The sequence below is a fragment of the Paenibacillus xylanexedens genome (assembly GCF_007676705.1).
Taxonomy (GTDB): Bacteria; Bacillota; Bacilli; order Paenibacillales; family Paenibacillaceae; genus Paenibacillus; species Paenibacillus xylanexedens_C.
This window is the reverse complement of sequence record NZ_VEBF01000001.1, coordinates 1,538,503-1,557,389: the sequence shown is the minus strand read 5'-3', so window position 1 is coordinate 1,557,389 and position 18,887 is coordinate 1,538,503. Positions and strand designations below refer to the sequence as shown.

General features: G+C 49.3%; 16 protein-coding genes and 1 riboswitch. Of the genes, 13 read left to right on the top strand and 3 right to left on the bottom strand.

Annotated features, from left to right (window positions below; genetic code table 11):
• The first annotated feature begins 27 nt into the window (after window positions 1-27).
• The 9 genes from cbiB to FS628_RS07035 all read left to right on the top strand — a co-directional run bounded on the left by cbiB (window position 28) and on the right by FS628_RS07035 (window position 9,511).
• Window positions 28-1,008, top strand: a complete 981-nt coding sequence (cbiB, locus tag FS628_RS07075) for an adenosylcobinamide-phosphate synthase CbiB (RefSeq protein ID WP_145321447.1) — start codon at window positions 28-30, stop codon at window positions 1,006-1,008.
• A complete protein-coding gene (locus FS628_RS07070) occupies window positions 999-1,661 on the top strand; it encodes a histidine phosphatase family protein (protein WP_145320346.1) in 663 nt (220 codons plus the stop codon). The genes cbiB and FS628_RS07070 overlap by 10 nt, the downstream gene beginning before the upstream one ends.
• A gap of 139 nt (window positions 1,662-1,800) precedes the next feature.
• Window positions 1,801-1,947: riboswitch (cobalamin riboswitch) on the top strand.
• 443 nt (window positions 1,948-2,390) lie between these two features.
• Window positions 2,391-3,389 (top strand): ABC transporter substrate-binding protein, encoded by a 999-nt coding sequence (locus FS628_RS07065; RefSeq protein ID WP_145320344.1) that lies wholly within the window; start codon window positions 2,391-2,393, stop codon window positions 3,387-3,389.
• Entirely contained in the window at window positions 3,386-4,432 is a 1,047-nt protein-coding gene (locus FS628_RS07060; protein ID WP_145320342.1) for a FecCD family ABC transporter permease, read from the top strand. The genes FS628_RS07065 and FS628_RS07060 overlap by 4 nt, the downstream gene beginning before the upstream one ends.
• The gene (locus FS628_RS07055) at window positions 4,429-5,232 is read left to right on the top strand and encodes an ABC transporter ATP-binding protein (protein WP_145320340.1); all 804 of its coding nucleotides are present in this window, start codon (window positions 4,429-4,431) and stop codon (window positions 5,230-5,232) included. Before FS628_RS07060 ends, FS628_RS07055 begins: the two co-directional genes overlap by 4 nt.
• A 45-nt stretch (window positions 5,233-5,277) precedes the next feature.
• Window positions 5,278-6,435, top strand: coding sequence for a nicotinate-nucleotide--dimethylbenzimidazole phosphoribosyltransferase (gene cobT, locus FS628_RS07050; protein ID WP_145321446.1), 1,158 nt, complete (start codon window positions 5,278-5,280; stop codon window positions 6,433-6,435).
• On the top strand, window positions 6,432-6,992 hold the full coding sequence (gene cobU, locus FS628_RS07045; protein ID WP_145320338.1) for a bifunctional adenosylcobinamide kinase/adenosylcobinamide-phosphate guanylyltransferase: 561 nt from the start codon (window positions 6,432-6,434) through the stop codon (window positions 6,990-6,992). The genes cobT and cobU overlap by 4 nt, the downstream gene beginning before the upstream one ends.
• The gene (gene cobS / locus FS628_RS07040; RefSeq protein ID WP_145320336.1) at window positions 6,989-7,873 is read left to right on the top strand and encodes an adenosylcobinamide-GDP ribazoletransferase; all 885 of its coding nucleotides are present in this window, start codon (window positions 6,989-6,991) and stop codon (window positions 7,871-7,873) included. The genes cobU and cobS overlap by 4 nt, the downstream gene beginning before the upstream one ends.
• A gap of 54 nt (window positions 7,874-7,927) precedes the next feature.
• Window positions 7,928-9,511, top strand: coding sequence for a cobyric acid synthase (locus FS628_RS07035; protein ID WP_145320334.1), 1,584 nt, complete (start codon window positions 7,928-7,930; stop codon window positions 9,509-9,511).
• A 193-nt stretch (window positions 9,512-9,704) separates the two neighbouring features.
• On the opposite strand, the gene FS628_RS07030 is transcribed toward FS628_RS07035, so the two are convergent.
• Window positions 9,705-11,405, bottom strand: coding sequence for a methyl-accepting chemotaxis protein (locus FS628_RS07030; RefSeq protein ID WP_145320332.1), 1,701 nt, complete (start codon window positions 11,403-11,405; stop codon window positions 9,705-9,707).
• 342 nt (window positions 11,406-11,747) lie between these two features.
• On the opposite strand from FS628_RS07030, the gene FS628_RS07025 reads away from it, so the two are divergent.
• The 3 genes from FS628_RS07025 (at window position 11,748) to FS628_RS07015 (ending at window position 14,759) form a co-directional block, all read left to right on the top strand.
• Window positions 11,748-13,145, top strand: coding sequence for an L-cystine transporter (locus FS628_RS07025; RefSeq protein WP_145320330.1), 1,398 nt, complete (start codon window positions 11,748-11,750; stop codon window positions 13,143-13,145).
• 371 nt (window positions 13,146-13,516) lie between these two features.
• A complete protein-coding gene (locus FS628_RS07020; protein WP_145320328.1) occupies window positions 13,517-14,200 on the top strand; it encodes a queuosine precursor transporter in 684 nt (227 codons plus the stop codon).
• 205 nt (window positions 14,201-14,405) lie between these two features.
• On the top strand, window positions 14,406-14,759 hold the full coding sequence (locus tag FS628_RS07015; protein ID WP_145320326.1) for a hypothetical protein: 354 nt from the start codon (window positions 14,406-14,408) through the stop codon (window positions 14,757-14,759).
• Between the two features lie 292 nt (window positions 14,760-15,051).
• On the opposite strand, the gene FS628_RS07010 is transcribed toward FS628_RS07015, so the two are convergent.
• The gene (locus FS628_RS07010; protein ID WP_145320324.1) at window positions 15,052-16,140 is read right to left on the bottom strand and encodes a M24 family metallopeptidase; all 1,089 of its coding nucleotides are present in this window, start codon (window positions 16,138-16,140) and stop codon (window positions 15,052-15,054) included.
• A gap of 213 nt (window positions 16,141-16,353) precedes the next feature.
• On the opposite strand from FS628_RS07010, the gene FS628_RS07005 reads away from it, so the two are divergent.
• Window positions 16,354-17,565, top strand: coding sequence for a PQQ-dependent sugar dehydrogenase (locus FS628_RS07005; protein WP_145320322.1), 1,212 nt, complete (start codon window positions 16,354-16,356; stop codon window positions 17,563-17,565).
• Window positions 17,566-18,135: 570 nt separating this feature from the next.
• On the opposite strand, the gene FS628_RS07000 is transcribed toward FS628_RS07005, so the two are convergent.
• Window positions 18,136-18,867 (bottom strand): MBL fold metallo-hydrolase, encoded by a 732-nt coding sequence (locus FS628_RS07000; RefSeq protein WP_145320320.1) that lies wholly within the window; start codon window positions 18,865-18,867, stop codon window positions 18,136-18,138.
• Window positions 18,868-18,887: the final 20 nt, after the last annotated feature.

Genomic DNA, 18,887 nt, shown 5'->3' with positions numbered 1-18,887 from the left:
CTGGTCTCCTGGCCGTTCTGGACGGGAATGGCGGGTGCCTGGATTATGATAGGGGCATACATACTTGATCGATGCATCGGTGATCCACGCTGGATTCCTCATCCGGTGATCGGCATGGGGAAAGCGATCTCTGCGCTAGAGCGTAGCATTCGTTCCCGTGTGAGCACAGATTCCGGGCTGAAGAGAGCCGGTCTATTATTTCCACTGCTGATTGCGGGTGGGGCGTTTATAATCACTTGGGCATTCGTATATGTGCTGGGTCTCATTCATCCTGTCGTAGCGGTAGTGGCTGAAATCGTGCTTATTGCGACGACGATTGCTTCCAAAGGCTTGAAGGATGCAGGCATGGAGGTGTATCGCCATCTGATTCAGAAGGATTGGCCTGCTGCAAGACGTTCACTTGGCATGATTGTTGGACGTGATACAGCTCATCTGGATGAACCGGAGGTCGTGCGAGGAACGGTGGAGACGGTAGCCGAGAATATTGTGGACGCCATCGTGTCCCCTTTGTTCTATGCGTTAATTGGTGGCGCTCCACTTGCGATGGCCTATCGTGCCGTGAATACATTGGATTCCATGGTTGGTTATAAAAATGAGAAGTATCTGCATCTCGGCTGGGCTTCCGCCCGTCTGGATGATTGGGCAAACTGGATTCCCGCACGGCTCACCGCCATCCTGCTGATCGTGGGTGCATGGGTCATGAAACTGGATGCCAAAGGCGCAGCACGTATGGTGACCCGGGATGCCAGATTGCATCCAAGTCCGAATAGTGGTTTTCCCGAATCGGCTGTGGCCGGAGCACTGGGGATCAGACTCGGGGGACACAACGTGTACCATGGCGTAGCTTCTTTTCGTGCCTATATGGGTGAGGCAACACGTCCTATGGCAGCAGAGGATATTGTGCGAACGACACGTCTCATGTTCTGGTCGGCGGGTTCTTTTGTAGTTCTGTGTACATTGGTGACGCTGGGAATATGGCTTGCTGGAGGTACGTTGCTATGGAAGTAATTGTAGGACAGAATGGATCACAGCAGCGGAAAAATATTCTGTTTATACGTCATGGCACAACCGCGTGGAATGTGGAAAAAAGATATCTGGGGCATACCGATATCGCTTTGCTGCCTGATGCAGAAAGAGAACTGGCTTCGCTACGCGAGCAATTAAGCAACGTCTCGTGGGATACGGTATATTGCAGTGATCTGCTCCGTTGTCAGCAGACGCTTGCACAGATCAGGCCTTATCCAATGGAGCAGGTCAAGCTGGACCCGCGCCTGCGAGAGGTTGATTTTGGTCAATGGGAAGGATTAACGTACGATCAACTCAAGGACAACCCACAGTACCGGGATTGGATCGATACTCCACAGGGCGTCACCCCGCCCGAAGGGGAGTCATGGCAGGCATTTACTGCGCGCATCGATTCATTTCTGCAGGAGTGCATATGGTCGTATTCTCCGTCCATGCTCTCTCGTGAGGGTGGAGTGCCAACGATCATTGTTGTTACTCACGGCGGTGTAATCCGGTATGCATTATCTCGTCTCATTGCCAATCTGGGATTCTGGGATACACAGGTGATTCCCGGGCAAGCGATACAGGTACGGCTGGAACAACATGGAGATCAGTGGGTTGGCACGAGGGTGGCTTTTCCGGGAATCGGGTTGTAAGGATGTGCAATATAACCTATAATCACAACAGAAGTGTGACAGTACTGTAGTTTCGTGTGACAGGCAATAATGCCTGCATATGAATGCAGATTGCTCACTTGAATGGTTAATCCATATCAGCGACCAAGGGTCCCGCGTGCGTGCAGTAATGGTTTATGGCTCTATATAGTCATGGATGGCATGCGGGTGAAATAGGGAAGCCGGTGTAAGTCCGGCACGGTCCCGCCACTGTAAATCAGGAACAATTCCTGTAAGTCAGGTTACCTGCCCTGGACGTTCAAACCGGTGTTCCTTCGAGGAAAGGACAGCGTTTCGGGCAGTTCTATGTGCATGCACAACAATACGTTGGACATGTACAGATCGCCATATGCGAGACGTCATCCCTGATCCTGACGTAAGGATTGGGGATTTTTTATTGTTCATGTAAGATGAACCGAACTTTTACACGAGGTCACTCCGATTGCAGTACCATCTTCCGATCGCTGTTATCCCCAGATTTTTTGATTCCCTTTTTGAAAGGGAAAATCCGGTGATAGCGTATGCTTCCGATGAAGCTTTCTTGTAGAAAGCTTTAGGCGAACACTTCGTTTCTTCAGATCGGTTCTGCACTCTCCGTTAGCGTGTAAATATTGCAGTTCAAACCTTATAGAGGAACACCAAGGCAAGGGTAGTAAGAGTTCAAGCATGATGCAAGAAAATAGTACAAATAGAGAAGGGGAGAATAACAGAATGAATTTCAAGAATTGGAAAAGCGTAGCGTCACTGCTGAGTGCAGCGGCACTCGCACTGGCTTTGGCCGGATGTGGCAATGCAACAACGAACGAGGGCACAGGTACCTCACAGCAGCCAGCACAGGAGCAGTCCCAAGGCCAGGCGCAGACAGATCTCAAAACACAATATCCACTTACAATTACCGATGCAACAGGTGAGTCGTTCACATTTGACAAGGCACCGGCCAAAATCGTATCCGTGTCTCCAGCTGAGACCGAAACGTTATTCGCACTTGGATTGGACGAGCAGATTGTAGGGGTATCCGACTATGATGATTATCCTGAAGCTGCAACAACCAAAGCGAAAATGGGTGGCATAACCAAGCCAAATGAAGAGTCCATCATTGCCGCAGAAGCCGATATCGTATTCACAGGTATCTCGATGAGCGAAGATGCAGTGAAGAAACTGCGTGATCTGGGCATTACCATTTTCAAAACCGATCCAAAATCGATCGATGATGTAATGAACAATATCGAAACATTCGGTAAAATCACGGATCATCAAGAAAAAGCTCAGGAGATCATCACACAGATGAAACAGGATGTGACGGATGTAACTGAAGCGGTGAGTGCAGTTAAGCCGGAAGAGAAGAAAAATGTATATGTTGAGTTCTCCCCAGGTTGGTCGGTAGGTAAAGGTGAGTTCATGGACGAACTGATCACGGTAGCCGGCGGAACCAATATTGCTTCGGACAAAGAAGGCTGGTACCAGATCAATGAAGAAAATGTGATTGCCTCCAACCCGGATGTGATTCTGTATGCAAATGATGTCATTGATGAAAACTCCAAAACACTGGATCAGATCATTAAAGCTCGCAGTGGCTGGGATCAAATCACGGCTGTGAAGAACGATGCAGTCATTGGCCTTGATGCCAACCTGCTCAGCCGTCCAGGACCTCGTGTAACCGAAGGACTGAAAGAAGTAGCCAAAGCGATCTATCCTGACCTGTTCCAATGAGTAAAAAACTGGCCGTGTACGCATCGGCAGGAATCATACTGCTTGTGTTAACCGTGCTCATCTGCACGGGTATCGGTTCGGTTTCCTTGCCTATTCGTGACATTGCAGGTATTCTGCTTCATCACTTGCCATGGATCGGAGACTGGATCACGCCGGACTGGAGTGCAGCAGCCGAACAGATTATATGGAAAGTCAGATTCCCACGTGTACTGCTTGCCGTGCTCGTGGGGGCATCGCTGGCGATTGCCGGTGCGGGATTTCAGGGGGTTCTTCGGAACCCGCTGGCAGATCCGTTCACCCTGGGCGTATCATCCGGTGCTTCGGTGGGTGCAGCTTTTCTGATCTTCTTCGGATTGCAGTATGCACTGATCGGAATCTGGACGTTGCCACTGGTGGCGTTTTTGACGGGTGTATTAACATTATGGTTTGTCATGTCCCTGGCTCGTGAAGGACGCAAAATACCAACGCACAGCCTGATTCTGGCTGGTGTAGTGATGCAAAGTTTCTTGGGAGCGGTGGTTTCCTTCCTGTCGACGATGTCGAAACAGACCATTAATGAAATTATATACTGGACGATGGGAAGTCTGGCTCTGCGTGGGTGGTCGTATACGGCCATCCTTTTCCCGTATTTTCTGCTCGGCCTGATCTTTCTCTGGAGCCGGGCACGTTCCTTGAATGTTCTGGCGCTCGGAGAACGTCAAGCTGCGCATATCGGGGTTGGCGTCGATCGGCTGAAGCTGTCCGTGCTTGCTGTGGGAACACTGCTTACCGCAGGAGCGGTCTCCGTATCCGGCGTGATTGGATTCGTTGGATTGGTTATTCCGCATATTCTTCGGTTGCTTGTTGGGCCTGACTATCGATTGCTGGTCCCACTGTCTGCTATTGGCGGCGCCATCTTCATGGTCTGGGCAGACACAATTGCTCGATCCTTACTGGCGCCGACCGAAATTCCGCTCGGTGTGGTGACGGCATTTGTAGGTGCACCATTCTTCGCTTATCTGCTACACCGGAATAAGAAACTGCGGAAGGGGATGATGCCATGAGTGCTGGTTTGGGCGAAGCTCTGATCGCGGTTAGTGAGGCAGGTAAATTGTATGGCAGTCATCAAGCCCTGGACGCGGTAGACTGGCAGGTTACGGAGGGGGACTGGTGGGGTGTCGTCGGTCCAAACGGCAGTGGCAAGTCTACCCTGCTCCAGCTCCTTGCCGGAACGGAACAGTCAAGCGCAGGCAGTATACATATTGATGGCCGGGATATTGCCTCATTCAGTCGGAAAGATCTGTCACGCATGATCGCTGTGTTACAACAGGATGGTTTGCCTGCAATTTCTTATCCTGTGAGGGATGTTGTGGAGATGGGGCGTTATCCATACCAGAATTGGCTTGGGCGAGAATCAGCAGATGGAGCGGCTGTGGTTGACCGGGTACTGGAGGAGCTGGGACTGACGGATATGGCTGAAAGGCCATTGGATGCACTTAGTGGAGGACAGCGTCAGCGGGTGGCACTTGCCAAGGTCATGGCTCAGGAGCCCAGGTTATTATTGCTGGATGAACCTACTACGTTTCTGGATATCAAATATCAATTGCAATTTATGGAGTTATTATCGACGTGGCGGCAAAAGAACCGAATTACGATTGTGGCTGTGCTGCATGATCTGAATCTGGCTGCGCAGTTCTGCGATCACATTCTGGCGCTGCGAGAAGGCAAAGTGGTGGGGAATGGAACGCCCCACACCTTGATGACCGAGGACATTATTCAGGACATCTTTCGCGTGAAACCTGCGATGGTGATTCATCCTGATAATGGAATACCTCAGCTCTTGCTGCGGCGGGAGAAGGAATGAATGAAGCGGGGCAACCCATATTTTGAAGAAGGAAGTGCTGGCTGTATGAATAATGAACAGGTGTTGGAACAGTTACTGGGTCGGATCGTGGGTCCTAATGAAGAAGTTGCGGCGGAAGCCTCCGCACATGTGGATGCATTGACGAAACCACCCGGCAGTCTGGGTAAGCTGGAACAGCTGGTTATTCGTCTTGCAGGAATCACTGGCAAGGCTCGTCCACATTTGGATCGCAGAGCAGTCATTATCATGGCCGCAGATCACGGCGTGGTGGCGGAAGGTATCAGTGCTTTCCCAGCTGAGGTAACGCCGCAGATGGTCCTTAATTTCCTGGCTGGAGGGGCTGCAGTTAATGTGCTTGCCCGTCACGCTGGAGCCGATGTAATCTGTGTGGATATCGGGGTTAATGCCGATCTGGAACATCCTGACCTGCTTTCCCGCAAAGTACGTAAAGGTACGGCCAACATGGCAAAGGGTGCCGCAATGACTCGCGACGAAGCGATTCAAGCCATTCTTGCAGGGGTTGACGTCGTATCGGCAGAGGTGGCAAAGGGAACACAATTGTTCGTTACCGGGGAAATGGGGATTGGCAATACAACCGCAAGTGCAGCGGTGATGTGTGCATTAACGGGGATCGCACCAGCTTCAGCGGTTGGGCGAGGAACGGGTATTGATGATGCGGGATTGCAGCGGAAAGCCGCCGTGGTTAGCCAGGCGCTTAGCGTGAATTCCCCAAATAGGGAAGATGCACTGGACGTACTTTGCAAGGTGGGTGGCCTGGAGATTGCCGGACTGACGGGTGTCATTCTTGCTGCAGCTGCAAACGGATGTCCTGTTGTCGTGGATGGATTCATCTCCACTGCTGCTGCCTTGATTGCAAGACAGCTTGCTCCCGTGAGCACAGCCTATATGATTGCTTCTCATACCTCGCATGAAAGTGGACATGCAACCCTGCTTCGCGAGCTCGACCTGAAACCGATGCTGGATCTGGATATGCGACTGGGTGAAGGAACCGGAGGTGTGCTCAGTCTTCATCTGATTGATGCAGCCTGTCTACTTTTGAACGAGATGGCGACTTTTGCAAGTGCAGGAGTATCCGATGGAACGAATAAGGCTTCGGGTGCCGACACGGGTGCACGCAAGGGTGATGTAGCGGACACTGATGTTACAGGTGCTTCGACGGTTCAAGGAGAGGTATCGCTATGAGTGTGTTGGTGACGGGTGGGGCGCGTAGTGGTAAAAGTTCATTTGCCGAGCGTCTCTGTATGCAGCGTTCCTCGGAGGCTTGGTATGTGGCCACGGCTCAGGCGTATGATGATGAGATGCGCGAGCGTATAAGTCTGCACCAGAATCAGCGCGAGGCATCAGGTTATCTATGGCACACGTTGGAGGAACCACTCGCATTACCGGCACTCATTACACGCATGGGAGGAGACCATACGGGTACTTCTGCACCGACGATTCTGGTCGATTGTCTGACGCTCTGGTTGACCAATGTTTTGCTTGCACATGAACACGAAGATGAGCAGGTTTTGCAAGATCACATGGATGCACTGGTAGAAGCAATCAGGTCGTATCCGGGGCTGCTCGTGCTTGTCACGAATGAAGTGGGCGACGGTATTGTCCCGGAGTATGCGCTTGGCAGAAAATATCGGGATCTGGCAGGCATATTGAATCAGCGAATCGCTGCCATATGCCGTGAAGTGTTCCTGGTGACTGTAGGCATTGCGATTGAGCTGAAAAGCAAGGAGTATCGTTTATGACAGATCGCACTCATCAACGTAAACATGCGGCTGCGGCCGCTTTTCAATTTTTATCCCGATTTCCGGTAAAAACGCAGATTGACTTCGTCCCGCCGCTACTGCGGGAAAGTGTCGTGTATTATCCACTGGTGGGTGCAGCGATTGGACTATGCGTTTGGCTCGCAGGGGCCTTAACGGGTGCGGTACTTCCCGCCTTTCCCGCTGCCGTATTAACCTTAACATTATGGGTATGGCTCACTGGAGGCCTTCATCTGGATGGCTGGATGGATACGGCGGATGGACTGCTCAGCTATCGTACCCGTGAGCGGATGCTGGAAATCATGAAGGACAGCCGTGTAGGAGCGATGGGCGTGATCGCCTGCGTCCTGCTGCTGATGATGAAAGCAGCCTTGATCGCAGATTTTATCGCACGTGGTAACTGGATGTATGGTGCGCTGTTGATCCTGCCCATGATCTGGAGTCGCTGGTTCATGGTGTATGCCATCTCAGCCTGGCCGAATGCACGTGGAGATGACGGACTTGCCGTCTTATTCAAAGGATTGGGTGAGCGGAGGGAAGTCCAGCGTGCGCGCAGCTCTGCGGTCGGGCTGACCCTTCTTGCAGGTGTAATTACGTTTGCTGCTGTATGGATATTTCGGCCGGATATAGGCACCGCAGATGCCATGATGAGTAGCCTGGGAACTTTGCCATGGTGGTTGTATCCTGTGTCCGCTGTCATTGTTGTACCTTTTGCGTGTTACATCATTGGTAAATTCATGGCTGCACGCATCAGTGAAAGGCTGGGCGGACTTACAGGAGACACGTACGGAGCGATGAATGAGCTGCTGGAAGCGGCTTTGCTCACGGTGCTGAGTGTGCTTCAGGGACTCTTTTGGCTGTGAATAAAGCACGGAATGAGTAAGGTGAGACATAACAGGAGACTGAGGTGATGGTGCATGGAAGATACGCCTGTACAACAACCGGCGGCAGTACTCATGCTGCAAGGGACGGCATCGGATGTGGGGAAAAGCGTGATTACAACGGCGCTGTGCCGTATATTCAAGCAGGATGGCTTCAAGCCAGCCCCGTTCAAGTCACAGAACATGGCACTGAATTCCTACGTAACAGAAGACGGCAAGGAGATTGGCCGGGCCCAAGGAGCTCAGGCTGAAGCCTGCGGTATTGAAGCGACGACGGATATGAATCCGATTCTGATCAAGCCGGTGCGGGACATGCATTCGCAGATCGTGGTACATGGTGTGCCTTTTGCCCAGATGAGTGCATCAGATTACCGGCAGAAGTTCCTGCCTGAAGCGAAGCAGACGGTGATGGATGCGCTGAATCGGCTGCGGGACACATACGATGTGGTACTGATGGAAGGAGCAGGCAGTCCTGCGGAGATTAATCTGAAGGACCGGGATATCGTGAACATGAATCTGGCAGGTTGGGCGGATGCACCGGTGATTCTGATCTCCGATATTGATCGGGGCGGCGTTTTTGCTTCTATTGTCGGTACACTGGAGTTGCTAGAACCACATGAGGTCGAGCGAGTGAAAGGTTTTATCATCAACAAGTTTCGCGGCGATCTGTCTCTGTTGCAGCCGGGACTCGACTGGCTCGAAGAACGGACAGGCATTCCAGTATTGGGTGTATTGCCTTACATAAGAGATATTCAGATTGAAGCGGAGGATTCCGTCGTGCTGGACTCCATGCGTCATGGGAAATCCGGCAAGACAGATCTGGATCTGGCGGTGATCCGATATCCGAGAATTTCCAACTTTACAGACTTTGACGCACTTTCCCGTGAACCGGATGTGAATGTGCGTTACGTGACCTCGCCAGAGGAATTGGGTAGTCCGGATGCCATTCTTCTACCTGGTACGAAGGATACGATAGGGGATCTGGCGTTTCTGCGTGAGTCAGGACTGGAGCAAGCGATTGCCAGCCAGACCGAACGTGAGAACGTTCAGCTCGTTGGGATATGTGGCGGATACCAGATGCTTGGACGACATTTAAAGGACCCGTTTGCTGTGGAGGCGAATCAGATCCAGGAAGCGAAGGGACTGGGCTGGCTTCCTTTATCCACAACGTTTCTACAGAACAAGCAGACAGTCAGGGCTTCCGGACGAGTGCAACCTCAGAATCCGATTCGGCTGTATGGTGAACCAGATGTGGAGGTATCTCCATTACCCATTAACGGATATGAGATTCATATGGGCGTTACGGAGTGCCATGAGCCTGAACGGGTAACCGCACTATTTGAAATCTCCCATCCAGGTGGTGAACCATTCCATGAAGGCTGGGGCACAGTGGATGGCAGTGTGTGGGGGACCTATCTGCATGGTTTGTTTGAAAGTGATCCATTCCGACGTTCGTGGCTGAATGCCTTACGCGCAGGAAAAGGAATGCCTCCGCTTCAGGAGACATACAATGCGCATGAACGTAAGGAGATGGAGTTCGATCGGGTAGCTGAATCGTTGCGTTCGTCATTGGATATGAAGCGTGTGTATGAGATTATGGGTGTTCAAGCACCAGAGTGAACAGGATTAGTACAGCTCAGGCAATGATTATGAAATAGCATGTATTATCCTTATGACACATATGTTATACAAGAATACCCCCATGTCTGACAACCCGTTCTCTAGAAACGGAATGTTAGCGGCATGGGGGTATTGTATATCCTATGATTAAATGAGGTTTGAATCAGGGAATGATGGGTTAATGGTATACCTGTTAGTTTATTTTGAAATTCTTCATGGCGGATTGCAGTTCTACCGCTTGCTCATGCAGATGACGAACCGTATTCGAATGTGAATCCATCTCGCTGAGCTGAAGATCTGCTGTTGAAGCAATCTGTAGCATGCTCTCACGGGATTTAGACGTAATCTGAGCCGTTTCTTCAACGGATGCACTCACTTCTTCTGCACCAGCGGATACTTGTTGTGTAGAAGCAGAGACGGTCTGGATCGTCAGATTGACGTTTTGGATCAATTCATTCAGTTGTTGGAACGCTGAACCTGCCTGTTGAACAACAGTGGTGCCTGAACCAATCTCCTGGGTTACGCGGTTCATGGCGTCAACCGAACGTTCAGCGTCTTCACGAATGGTACCCAGATAATCCGAAATTTCCTCAGTGGCTGTCTTGGATTGCTCGGCAAGTTTGCGAACTTCTCCGGCAACAACAGCGAATCCGCGGCCATGCTCTCCGGCACGTGCTGCTTCAATGGAGGCGTTGAGTGACAGCATGTTAATCTGTTTGGTGATTTCAAAAATGGAAGTAACAATGGTACCGATAGCTACCGAACGTTCATTCATGGTTTCCACATAACGCAACGATTCGCTTGCTGTCTGGCCTACACGCTCCATCTGCTCAATGGCATTCTGAGCCAGTCGATTACCGTTAACTGCCTCGTTGGCTGCTTCACCAATCTGCTCAGACACTTCAGCGGAAGAAGAAGCAATATGCATGATACCTTGCGTAATTTCTTCCATAGCTCTGGCGTTCTCGGATGCGCTAGACGCAATGCTGATGCTACCTTTTTCTGCATCTTCTGCGGAGCGGCTGGAGTTTCGAACCATACCGGACATCGATTCAACTCGCTGAAGCAGGTCATTGGAGCCTGATACAACTTCATTGGACGTGGACAAGGCACGGCTAATCATTTCTTTCAAGTTATGCGTCATCGTCTGGAAGCTTGCGGCAAGTTGGGCAATTTCATCTTTACCTTTGATCTCTAGTTCAGCGGTCAGATCACCTTGGGATATTTGTTTGCTATGTTGGACGAGCTTGATGATCGGTTTGGTAACTCTTTTGATCATACTAGTGGAGATAAGCCAGCCGAGCACGAACACTAATGCAGTAATCCCAAGACACAACCAGAAAATTTGAGTAATCTTGTCTTGAATGAACTGGGCATCCATGCTCACAGCCATAATCATGTTACTTCCTGCAATGGGGATAAAGGCTGCTTTATGTACACCAAAGGAATCGGAGTAGACCTCGCTGATTACCATTTCTTTGTTCTCAATAGCTGCATTCATTGCTGGTTCTACACTAATCTCATCCTGGGCTTTCATGCCTGAGGAAGAGTTGGCAACAACCACTTTGGCTGAGCCATCTTGAATAGCAACAATGTAAGCTGCATCCAAATTATGTTCTTTTGCTTTATCGGCCAGATACGATTCCACGGTCATGGCAGCACCTTCAGAACCGGCTCCGCCGCTCTGCACCTGTAGAATTTTGGAAGCTGAGGTATTCTTGTATATATCCTGAATGGACGTGTTTAGGACTTTATCGAACTGTGGGAGCACGTAACTTTGAATAATATTCATCGATACGGCGTAAAAACTGATACTGAACAACAGGGAAGCAACCAGCAAGACGAGGAACAAAGTGCCTCTGATTTTACCGGCAACGGTGCGATTACGAAACATATGATCATCCTTTCACGTCATGTTCATTAACATTATCGCTTTTCCGTAATCATTAGACCTATCTACCAATGAAGAAAGACCTAAATTAAACGTTGAGAAAACTTGGGAATAAGCGGATATACCTATATTACAAAATTAACCGGGGGTTGAATAGAACAATTTTCACGATCTGGTGTATTTTTTTCAGAAATAGATGAATCTGTTACATGCATATTACATAATATCAATTAATACCTACCAGAATAGTTTGTTATATGATATATTGTAAAATATCGCTTTGAGCGAAGAAGAGAAAGCCGGATAAATTCCGGTTATGCACACATATGAGGAGGATTTAAAGTAATGAATACTTTTCTAGTCATTTTGAATGTAGTGGTCATACTCGCGTTGCTGGGTGTGCTCTACTGGATGCAGAAGAAACACATTTCCTTTACGAAACGCGTATTTGCGGGTCTGGGTATGGGGGTTGTGTACGGTGTAATTCTTCAATTGATCTACACATCCGATTCGGATGTCATCACGAAGTCGGTCGATTGGTTTAATCTGGTCGGTTCAGGATATGTTCGTTTGTTACAAATGGTCGTGATTCCATTGATTATGGTGTCGATCATCTCGGCTATTATGAATCTGAAAGGCAAGCAAAACCTCGGTAAAATGAGTGTCTCCATTATTGCGATCCTGTTGATTACAACGGCGATTGCGGCAGGGGTCAGCATTGTAACGAGCCTCAGCTTCAACCTGACTTCTATTGAAATTGAAGGTGGAGATCGGGAGCTAGAGCAAGGACAGCGCATGGAGGAACGTCTTGTTGATGTGCAGGATCAGACGATCCCACAGCAGGTGCTGGAATTCATTCCTTCGAATCCATTTGCAGACATGACAGGAGAACGTCGTACTTCCACATTGGCGGTTGTTATCTTCTCCGCGTTCATCGGTGTAGCTGTACTGGGACTGGATCGCAAAAAACCACAGCAGGCGGAAACGTTCCGAGGCATGGTTAATGCGGTATATGCGGTGGTTATGCGGATTGTAACTTTAGTGCTTCGATTGACACCATACGGTATTTTGGCCCTGATTACGAAGGTAACAGCGACCACAAATCCGGATGAGATTCTGAAGTTAATCAAATTCGTTGTCGCATCCTACGTGGCGTTGCTCGTCATGTTCATCATTCACTTGATTATCATCTCGCTCTCTGGCTTCAACCCGATTACGTATCTGAAAAAGGTTCTGCCAACACTGGTATTTGCCTTTACGTCCCGTTCAAGTGCGGCAGCTATTCCATTGAACGTGGAGACACAGACGAAGAAGCTGGGTGTATCGGATGGAATTGCGAATCTGTCTGCTAGCTTTGGGGCTACCATTGGGCAAAACGGCTGCGCCGGGATCTATCCGGCCATGCTGGCGGTTATGATTGCTCCAACGGTCGGCATCGATCCGCTGAGCTGGGACTTCATTGTGACATTGATCCTCGTAGTCATGATCAGTTCATTCGGCGTAGCCGGAGTCGGCGGCGGGGCAACCTTCGCTTCCCTGATCGTATTGTCCACCATGAACCTGCCTGTAGCTTTGGCAGGATTGCTGATCTCCGTTGAACCGCTGATTGACATGGGTCGTACAGCATTGAACGTGAACGGGTCCATGACTTCTGGACTTGTAACCAGCAAAATTTTGAAAGAAAACGATCAAGACACATTCAATGATCAGAGCCGTGAACTGGATTCAGCCGTTCAGGCGTAATACAGAATGGATAGGCAGAGGCTCATATTAAGATAGCTAGAGCCGTCTATTAGCCAAGTGAGAAAAGCCGTCCTTCGGAGGAATCCGGAGGGCGGTTTTTCTGCGGCAATCAAACTATACTGTGTACGCTGGTGAAGCAGTCTCCTTTTTCGATACACGGTGCAAGACAAGGAAGTACAAAAACAGTCGTATGGTCGAGAGGACACGGGAGGAATATAGGTGGGAGCGTAGTCACTCAGGCAGACTTGGAGTTATTTAGTTCTGTTCATGGGACGAGAAATGTGATAGAGTATTCATGTTTTGGCCCTGAGCCAAACCGCGGTTCGTAACCATCCCGCGTAATCAAAACTAGGAAGGCAGTGTATGTATTTATGTTTAACTTAGGGTGGGGAGCAGTTTTTGTTCTCGTAACTTATGGATTTTTCCTGTTGTGTTACCGCTTGTTCGGTAAAAAAGGTCTCTATGCCTGGATTGGTGTGGCTACGGTTATAGCCAACATTCAGGTGACCAAAACGATAGATATCATGGGAATCGTGCTGACGTTAGGCAACACGATGTATGTCAGCATGTATCTGACCAGTGACCTTCTCAATGAGAAGTATGGATCGGGTGAAGCGCGGAAGGCCGTATGGTTCGGATTCTTCACGTTGATCATGACAACGGTTCTGATGCAGATGGTGTTGTTCTTTGAACCGGCACCGACGGACTTTGCACAAGATTCGATGAAAACGTTGTTCGGGTTGCTGCCACGTCTGGCACTCGGAAGTCTGACTGCTTATTTCATCAGTCAGTTCCTGGATGTGCGACTGTTCAGCTGGCTGCGCAAGGTAGCTCCCGGACGCAATCAGTTATGGATACGCACGAATGGTAGTTCGATCATCAGCTCCTTTGTAGATACACTGGTGTTCTGCACGATCGCGTTTGCGTTCATCTACCCTTGGGACATCTGGCTGGAAATCTTCCTGACCACTTACGTCATCAAATTCGTATTGACTGCGGTTGGAACACCGTTTCTGTATGCTGCACGTAGCTTTAAGTTTAAGGATGAGGCTTAGACAATATTCAAAGAGTATCACTTAAAATCACCCTTTGCGCAGTCAATTGTAATTCGGACTCTGCAAGGGGGTTTTTTCATAGAAAAAAGACCCGAAACAAGAAAAATCCTTTTTACATTTTTATGAAAAAGTTATAATATAAACGATCTGTCGTTATGAGCGTGTATCATCAGCAACAATGATTTCATACAAAGGGGAATCGCACATGTACTCTACACTGCGTTATACACTGGAAAGCAATGGCACAACCTACGAGGATGATAGCATTAATGCCTCGTTATTGGTGGAGTTGATCTCCAATCTGGAATTGCATGAATACGTAGTACTTAAACCTTCGGAGCTGGTGGAGGGAAGTATGTATATGCAGGCTGCTGCGCTTGAGGAACTAGGGCAAATGGTGGCGGAGATTCGTTTGCAGGAAGGCGAGGACGGTTTCCGGCATTACAGCTGCAGCACAACAGATACGACTGGGATTATTCAATGGTTTTTGGATTACTGGGGGAAGCAACAGCTGCCACAGCTGGAGTCTTGGCAGGATATCACGCATGAGTTTGGTTAATGGTAAATGAGTGAGCAGGAATAAGATTACGTAGAATGCAGACGGAGTAATCTAGGATATGCTTCGTATTAATTACAATCCCGCAACCCATGATATTCATGGATTTGCGGGATTTTTGCGTTCGCGTGTGTACTTGCTACTTTTTCTGTATACAGGCCTGAGGCGTACGCGAAAGGAGTATATTATTTAGAAGATACAGTTCAGCACAGTTTCGTGCAGTTTAGTTCATGATGCATAAATATCGGCTGAGCATTAATGTATCTGGGCTGTTTTTGACATAGATCCAATTGCATTAGTCGGTAAGGATTTGCAGTTCTTTGGGATATGTCGTCAGAACTTCTACACCCGTCTCGGTCACGATGACATCATCCTCAATACGGACGCCGCCTGCTGCGGTATATATGCCCGGTTCAATTGTGAACACGGTACCTTCATTCAGGATGTCCATATTTTCTCCATGGAGAGAAGGATACTCATGTACGTCGATACCCAAGCCATGGCCTACTCTGTGCATGAAGCGTTCGCCGTATCCCGCTACTTCCGTCACCTGACGTGCTGCACGATCCACTTCCGCGCAGGTAATGCCTGGTTTCACCACTTGGATGGCAGCTTCGTTCGCTGCGAGCACGGTGTTATAGATGGTTTTGAGTTCAGGTGAGATGTCACCGAAAGCGAATGTACGCGTGATATCCGAGGCATATCCGCCAGCATAGACACCCATGTCGAACATCAACAGGTCACCATGTTGCAGTTTTCGTTCACCTGGTGTACCATGCGGCAGACCTGTTTTGGGTCCCGTGAGCACCATGGTGTCAAAGGATGGGCCATCAGCGCCCAGTTTCTTCATCTGATACTCCATCTCGGCAACAAGCTCGATCTCGGTTACGCCTGTACGAACGTGAGAGAGGCCTTGACGCAATGTTTCTTCAATTAGATGAATGGCGTGGCGAATGCGGGCTACCTCATCGGGTGTTTTTTTCACACGTAATGTGCGAAGCAGTGGGCCAACATCTTCAAAGCTGGCAGCACCCAGTGCGGCGGTCAGTTGCTCATAACGTGCGACCGTCACGTACTCTTTTTCGAGACCTACTCGGCCCAAGCGCCCTTGATAACGTTCGAACAAAGCGTATGGATTATCCGTATCCGTATGAGTGGCAATGTTGGATACCGAGGAAGCGGCAGCGGCAGCTTCAGCATCGAGTGCAGGAACGATTAACAAAGGTTCTTCTCCGCGTGCCAGAACCAGACCAAGGAAACGTTCATGCGGATTGCTTGCAAATCCAGTCAAATAGTAGATATGTTTCGGATCTGTAATGAGCATGGCGTCCAATCCTTGCCCGGACAGACCGGCTTCAAGACGAGATAAAGGGTTTTGATTCATGAGAGTATATGTCCACCTTTCCATTCCTTCTATCCTTCTATTATAAAAGATTATGGAGGAATTCCAAACTGCAGTAATTCCATATCCTTTGAATCCCTATAATTCTCCGTTTAGGTGGCGAGCGTGAAGGGTAATACAGGGCGAAACCGCTTTACACATGAATAAAAACACTACAATTATAGATAAAAATCAAATTTGAAGGGAGATGTAATCATGAATAATCGAGTAACCGTTCCGCTGTATGCTTCATTATTAAGTGTGGCACTGTTAACCGCGTCATGCTCTTCAGGCGAACCCTCAACGGGAGGAGTAGAGCAGACGTCTCAGGGGCAGGGAACCGGTCAGGGGCAGACAGCCAATGGAGGCAATACCGGTGCAAGTGGAAATGAGAGTGGAGCGCAGGGAGAGACGGTTATTCCGTATCAAGCATCCGTTCTGGTTGAAGGATTGAATGCACCATGGGAGATTGTGAGTGTGCCTGATGGCCGGATGTTTGTAACGGAACGCCCTGGTGCGATTCGGGTCATTGAGGATGGAAAACTAGCCCCTGAACCACTGATTGAATTCTCAGCCCCGTTTAATGAAGAAGGTGAAGGAGGTCTGTTGGGTCTTGCAGCTGATCCGGACTTCGAGGATAACGGTTATCTGTATGCATACCACTCCTACCTGGAAGGCGACGACATTGCCAATCGGGTGTTACGCCTCAAGGTGAATGATGGCAAAGCCGTCATAGATCAAGAGTTGCTTGGTAACATTCCAGGCGGAACGAATCATAACGGTGGGCGGATCAAGATTGGTCCGGACAAGTTGCTCTATATCACGACAGGTGAGCGGTATGAACCGGAACTGTCACAGAACGAAGATAGCCTTGGGGGTAAAATATTGCGGATTGGTCTCGATGGATCGATCCCGGCAGACAACCCATGGCCGAATTCTCCTGTATACAGTATGGGGCACCGTAACGCACAAGGACTTGCCTGGAACCCGGACAACGGCTATCTGTATTCTACCGAGCATGGGCAGCGGAATCACGATGAGATTAACCGGATTGTAGCCGGTGAGAATTATGGCTGGCCCGAGGTAGAAGGAGATGACGATGACAACGGCGCATATCAGGCTCCGCTTGCACATAGTGGGAACGACACTTGGGCTCCGTCTGGTGTAGCTTTTGTCGAGGAAGGACCATGGGCCGGATCGCTGATTGTCGCAAATCTGCGTGGAGAGCAGTTGCTGAAGGTCACTCTTTCGGAAGATGGTACACAGGTAGAGCAGGTGGAACCCATCTTCGAAGAGGAGTGGGGCCGGATTCGCAATGTGAGTGCGGGTGAGGACGGGAAATTGTACGTGCTTACGAACAATCGGGATGGAAGGGGATCGCCACGTGATGGGGATGACAAGCTAATTGTGCTTACTCCGGAGAGTTAAGTCTGGAGTAAGGGAAGATAAACCAGTGTTGCAGGACAGCGTCGAACCGAATTGTCTCGCTGTAAAAGCCCTGAATCGCTCTCTATAATTTTTCTGACGAACCTGACACACCTTATATAGAGGTTTAGAGGTCTATGAATAACGTAACGAACCTCAGCCACGTTATATCGCCAGAATTCCTCGAAACCTGCGGGAAAACCAGTGAAACTCGTGAATAAGGTGGCTGAAGTTCGTTAGAAAATCTTAATGCTCAAAATATAGCATATAGGGTGTCTGAGATTCGTTAGAGGACACCGTGTGCACATGCAGTGGGGCGATATAAGATACTGCGTACATATCGTGTGCAATAGACGATACCATATGCATCCCAGTGCAGTAGTAAAAATGTATATGGTTAATTAATCAAAGGAGCTGTCCCGTCAAATTAATGACATTTGGGACAGCTCCTTAATTTTAATGTAGATGTCATTCTAATCTTGAATGAGCTATAACGCACAATGCCACACCAAGATAAAAAGTTTTAACATGATGTGTTGTCGTTCCAAACACTCACAAGTCTGCGTTTTTTGCTTACTCTGCGCTCTCCGCAAGTGTGGCAATGCGCTGAGCTGGATCATTCGTGTACTCTCCACCGTGATAACAGAGAACCTTATTAAGTTTGAGCACTGTCAGTTTCTTCAGGCTTCGCAGCGCTTCAGGCATGTCGGGTGTCGCGGGTGGTGCAGGACCAACCAGTTCATCATCGACTACACGAAGTTCATCGGCAGCGAGCAGGAATTGCTGCTCCCCGAAATACAGGCAGATATGGCCTGGCGTATGTCCCGGTGTATGAATGACCTGTGTACCGCCTTGAAAAGGTAACAAGTCTCCGTCTGCCAGCGTTCTGCTAATGTTCACTTCGGGCAGCTGCAAGAGCAGTTGGTCTGCCAGTGCCAAAACGGGAGCGGGCAGCAGAGCACGACGTTCTGGAGTAAATTTGATCAAAGGCTTCTCACCGGTTAGATACGGAATTTCATCGGCATGTGCCCAGATTTCCAGATCAGGTATGGCATCCAGAAGAGCGCCTAAGTTACCGATATGATCGATGTCCTGATGAGTAATAATCACCCGTTTGACGTCCGAGAGCTGTATGCCCTCTTGTTCCAATGCGGATTGAAGTTCGGCAAATTGTCCAATCATGCCCGTATCCACCAGGGTAACGCCATCTTCGTCACGAAGCATGACGGGAAATATGGGGTTTTTCCCTGAAGGTGTAGGAATATGAAGATGTAGCACAGTAATCGAAGTTGTTGGATGGCTCATGGTGATCCGGACCTTAGTCC

Excerpts from the sequence above, each read along its gene's own strand:
- FS628_RS07060 (WP_145320342.1), top strand. The coding sequence starts at position 3,386 with ATGAGTAAAAAACTGGCCGTGTACGCATCGGCAGGAATCATACTGCTT.
- FS628_RS07055 (WP_145320340.1), top strand. The coding sequence starts at position 4,429 with ATGAGTGCTGGTTTGGGCGAAGCTCTGATCGCGGTTAGTGAGGCAGGT.
- FS628_RS07000 (WP_145320320.1), bottom strand. The coding sequence starts at position 18,867 with ATGAGCCATCCAACAACTTCGATTACTGTGCTACATCTTCATATTCCT.
- FS628_RS07015 (WP_145320326.1), top strand. The coding sequence starts at position 14,406 with ATGTACTCTACACTGCGTTATACACTGGAAAGCAATGGCACAACCTAC.
- FS628_RS07030 (WP_145320332.1), bottom strand. The coding sequence starts at position 11,405 with ATGTTTCGTAATCGCACCGTTGCCGGTAAAATCAGAGGCACTTTGTTC.
- FS628_RS07005 (WP_145320322.1), top strand. The coding sequence starts at position 16,354 with ATGAATAATCGAGTAACCGTTCCGCTGTATGCTTCATTATTAAGTGTG.
- cbiB (WP_145321447.1), top strand. The coding sequence starts at position 28 with ATGGCGGGTGCCTGGATTATGATAGGGGCATACATACTTGATCGATGC.
- FS628_RS07025 (WP_145320330.1), top strand. The coding sequence starts at position 11,748 with ATGAATACTTTTCTAGTCATTTTGAATGTAGTGGTCATACTCGCGTTG.
- FS628_RS07010 (WP_145320324.1), bottom strand. The coding sequence starts at position 16,140 with ATGAATCAAAACCCTTTATCTCGTCTTGAAGCCGGTCTGTCCGGGCAA.
- cobT (WP_145321446.1), top strand. The coding sequence starts at position 5,278 with ATGAATAATGAACAGGTGTTGGAACAGTTACTGGGTCGGATCGTGGGT.
- cobS (WP_145320336.1), top strand. The coding sequence starts at position 6,989 with ATGACAGATCGCACTCATCAACGTAAACATGCGGCTGCGGCCGCTTTT.
- FS628_RS07035 (WP_145320334.1), top strand. The coding sequence starts at position 7,928 with ATGGAAGATACGCCTGTACAACAACCGGCGGCAGTACTCATGCTGCAA.
- FS628_RS07065 (WP_145320344.1), top strand. The coding sequence starts at position 2,391 with ATGAATTTCAAGAATTGGAAAAGCGTAGCGTCACTGCTGAGTGCAGCG.
- FS628_RS07020 (WP_145320328.1), top strand. The coding sequence starts at position 13,517 with ATGTTTAACTTAGGGTGGGGAGCAGTTTTTGTTCTCGTAACTTATGGA.
- FS628_RS07070 (WP_145320346.1), top strand. The coding sequence starts at position 999 with ATGGAAGTAATTGTAGGACAGAATGGATCACAGCAGCGGAAAAATATT.
- cobU (WP_145320338.1), top strand. The coding sequence starts at position 6,432 with ATGAGTGTGTTGGTGACGGGTGGGGCGCGTAGTGGTAAAAGTTCATTT.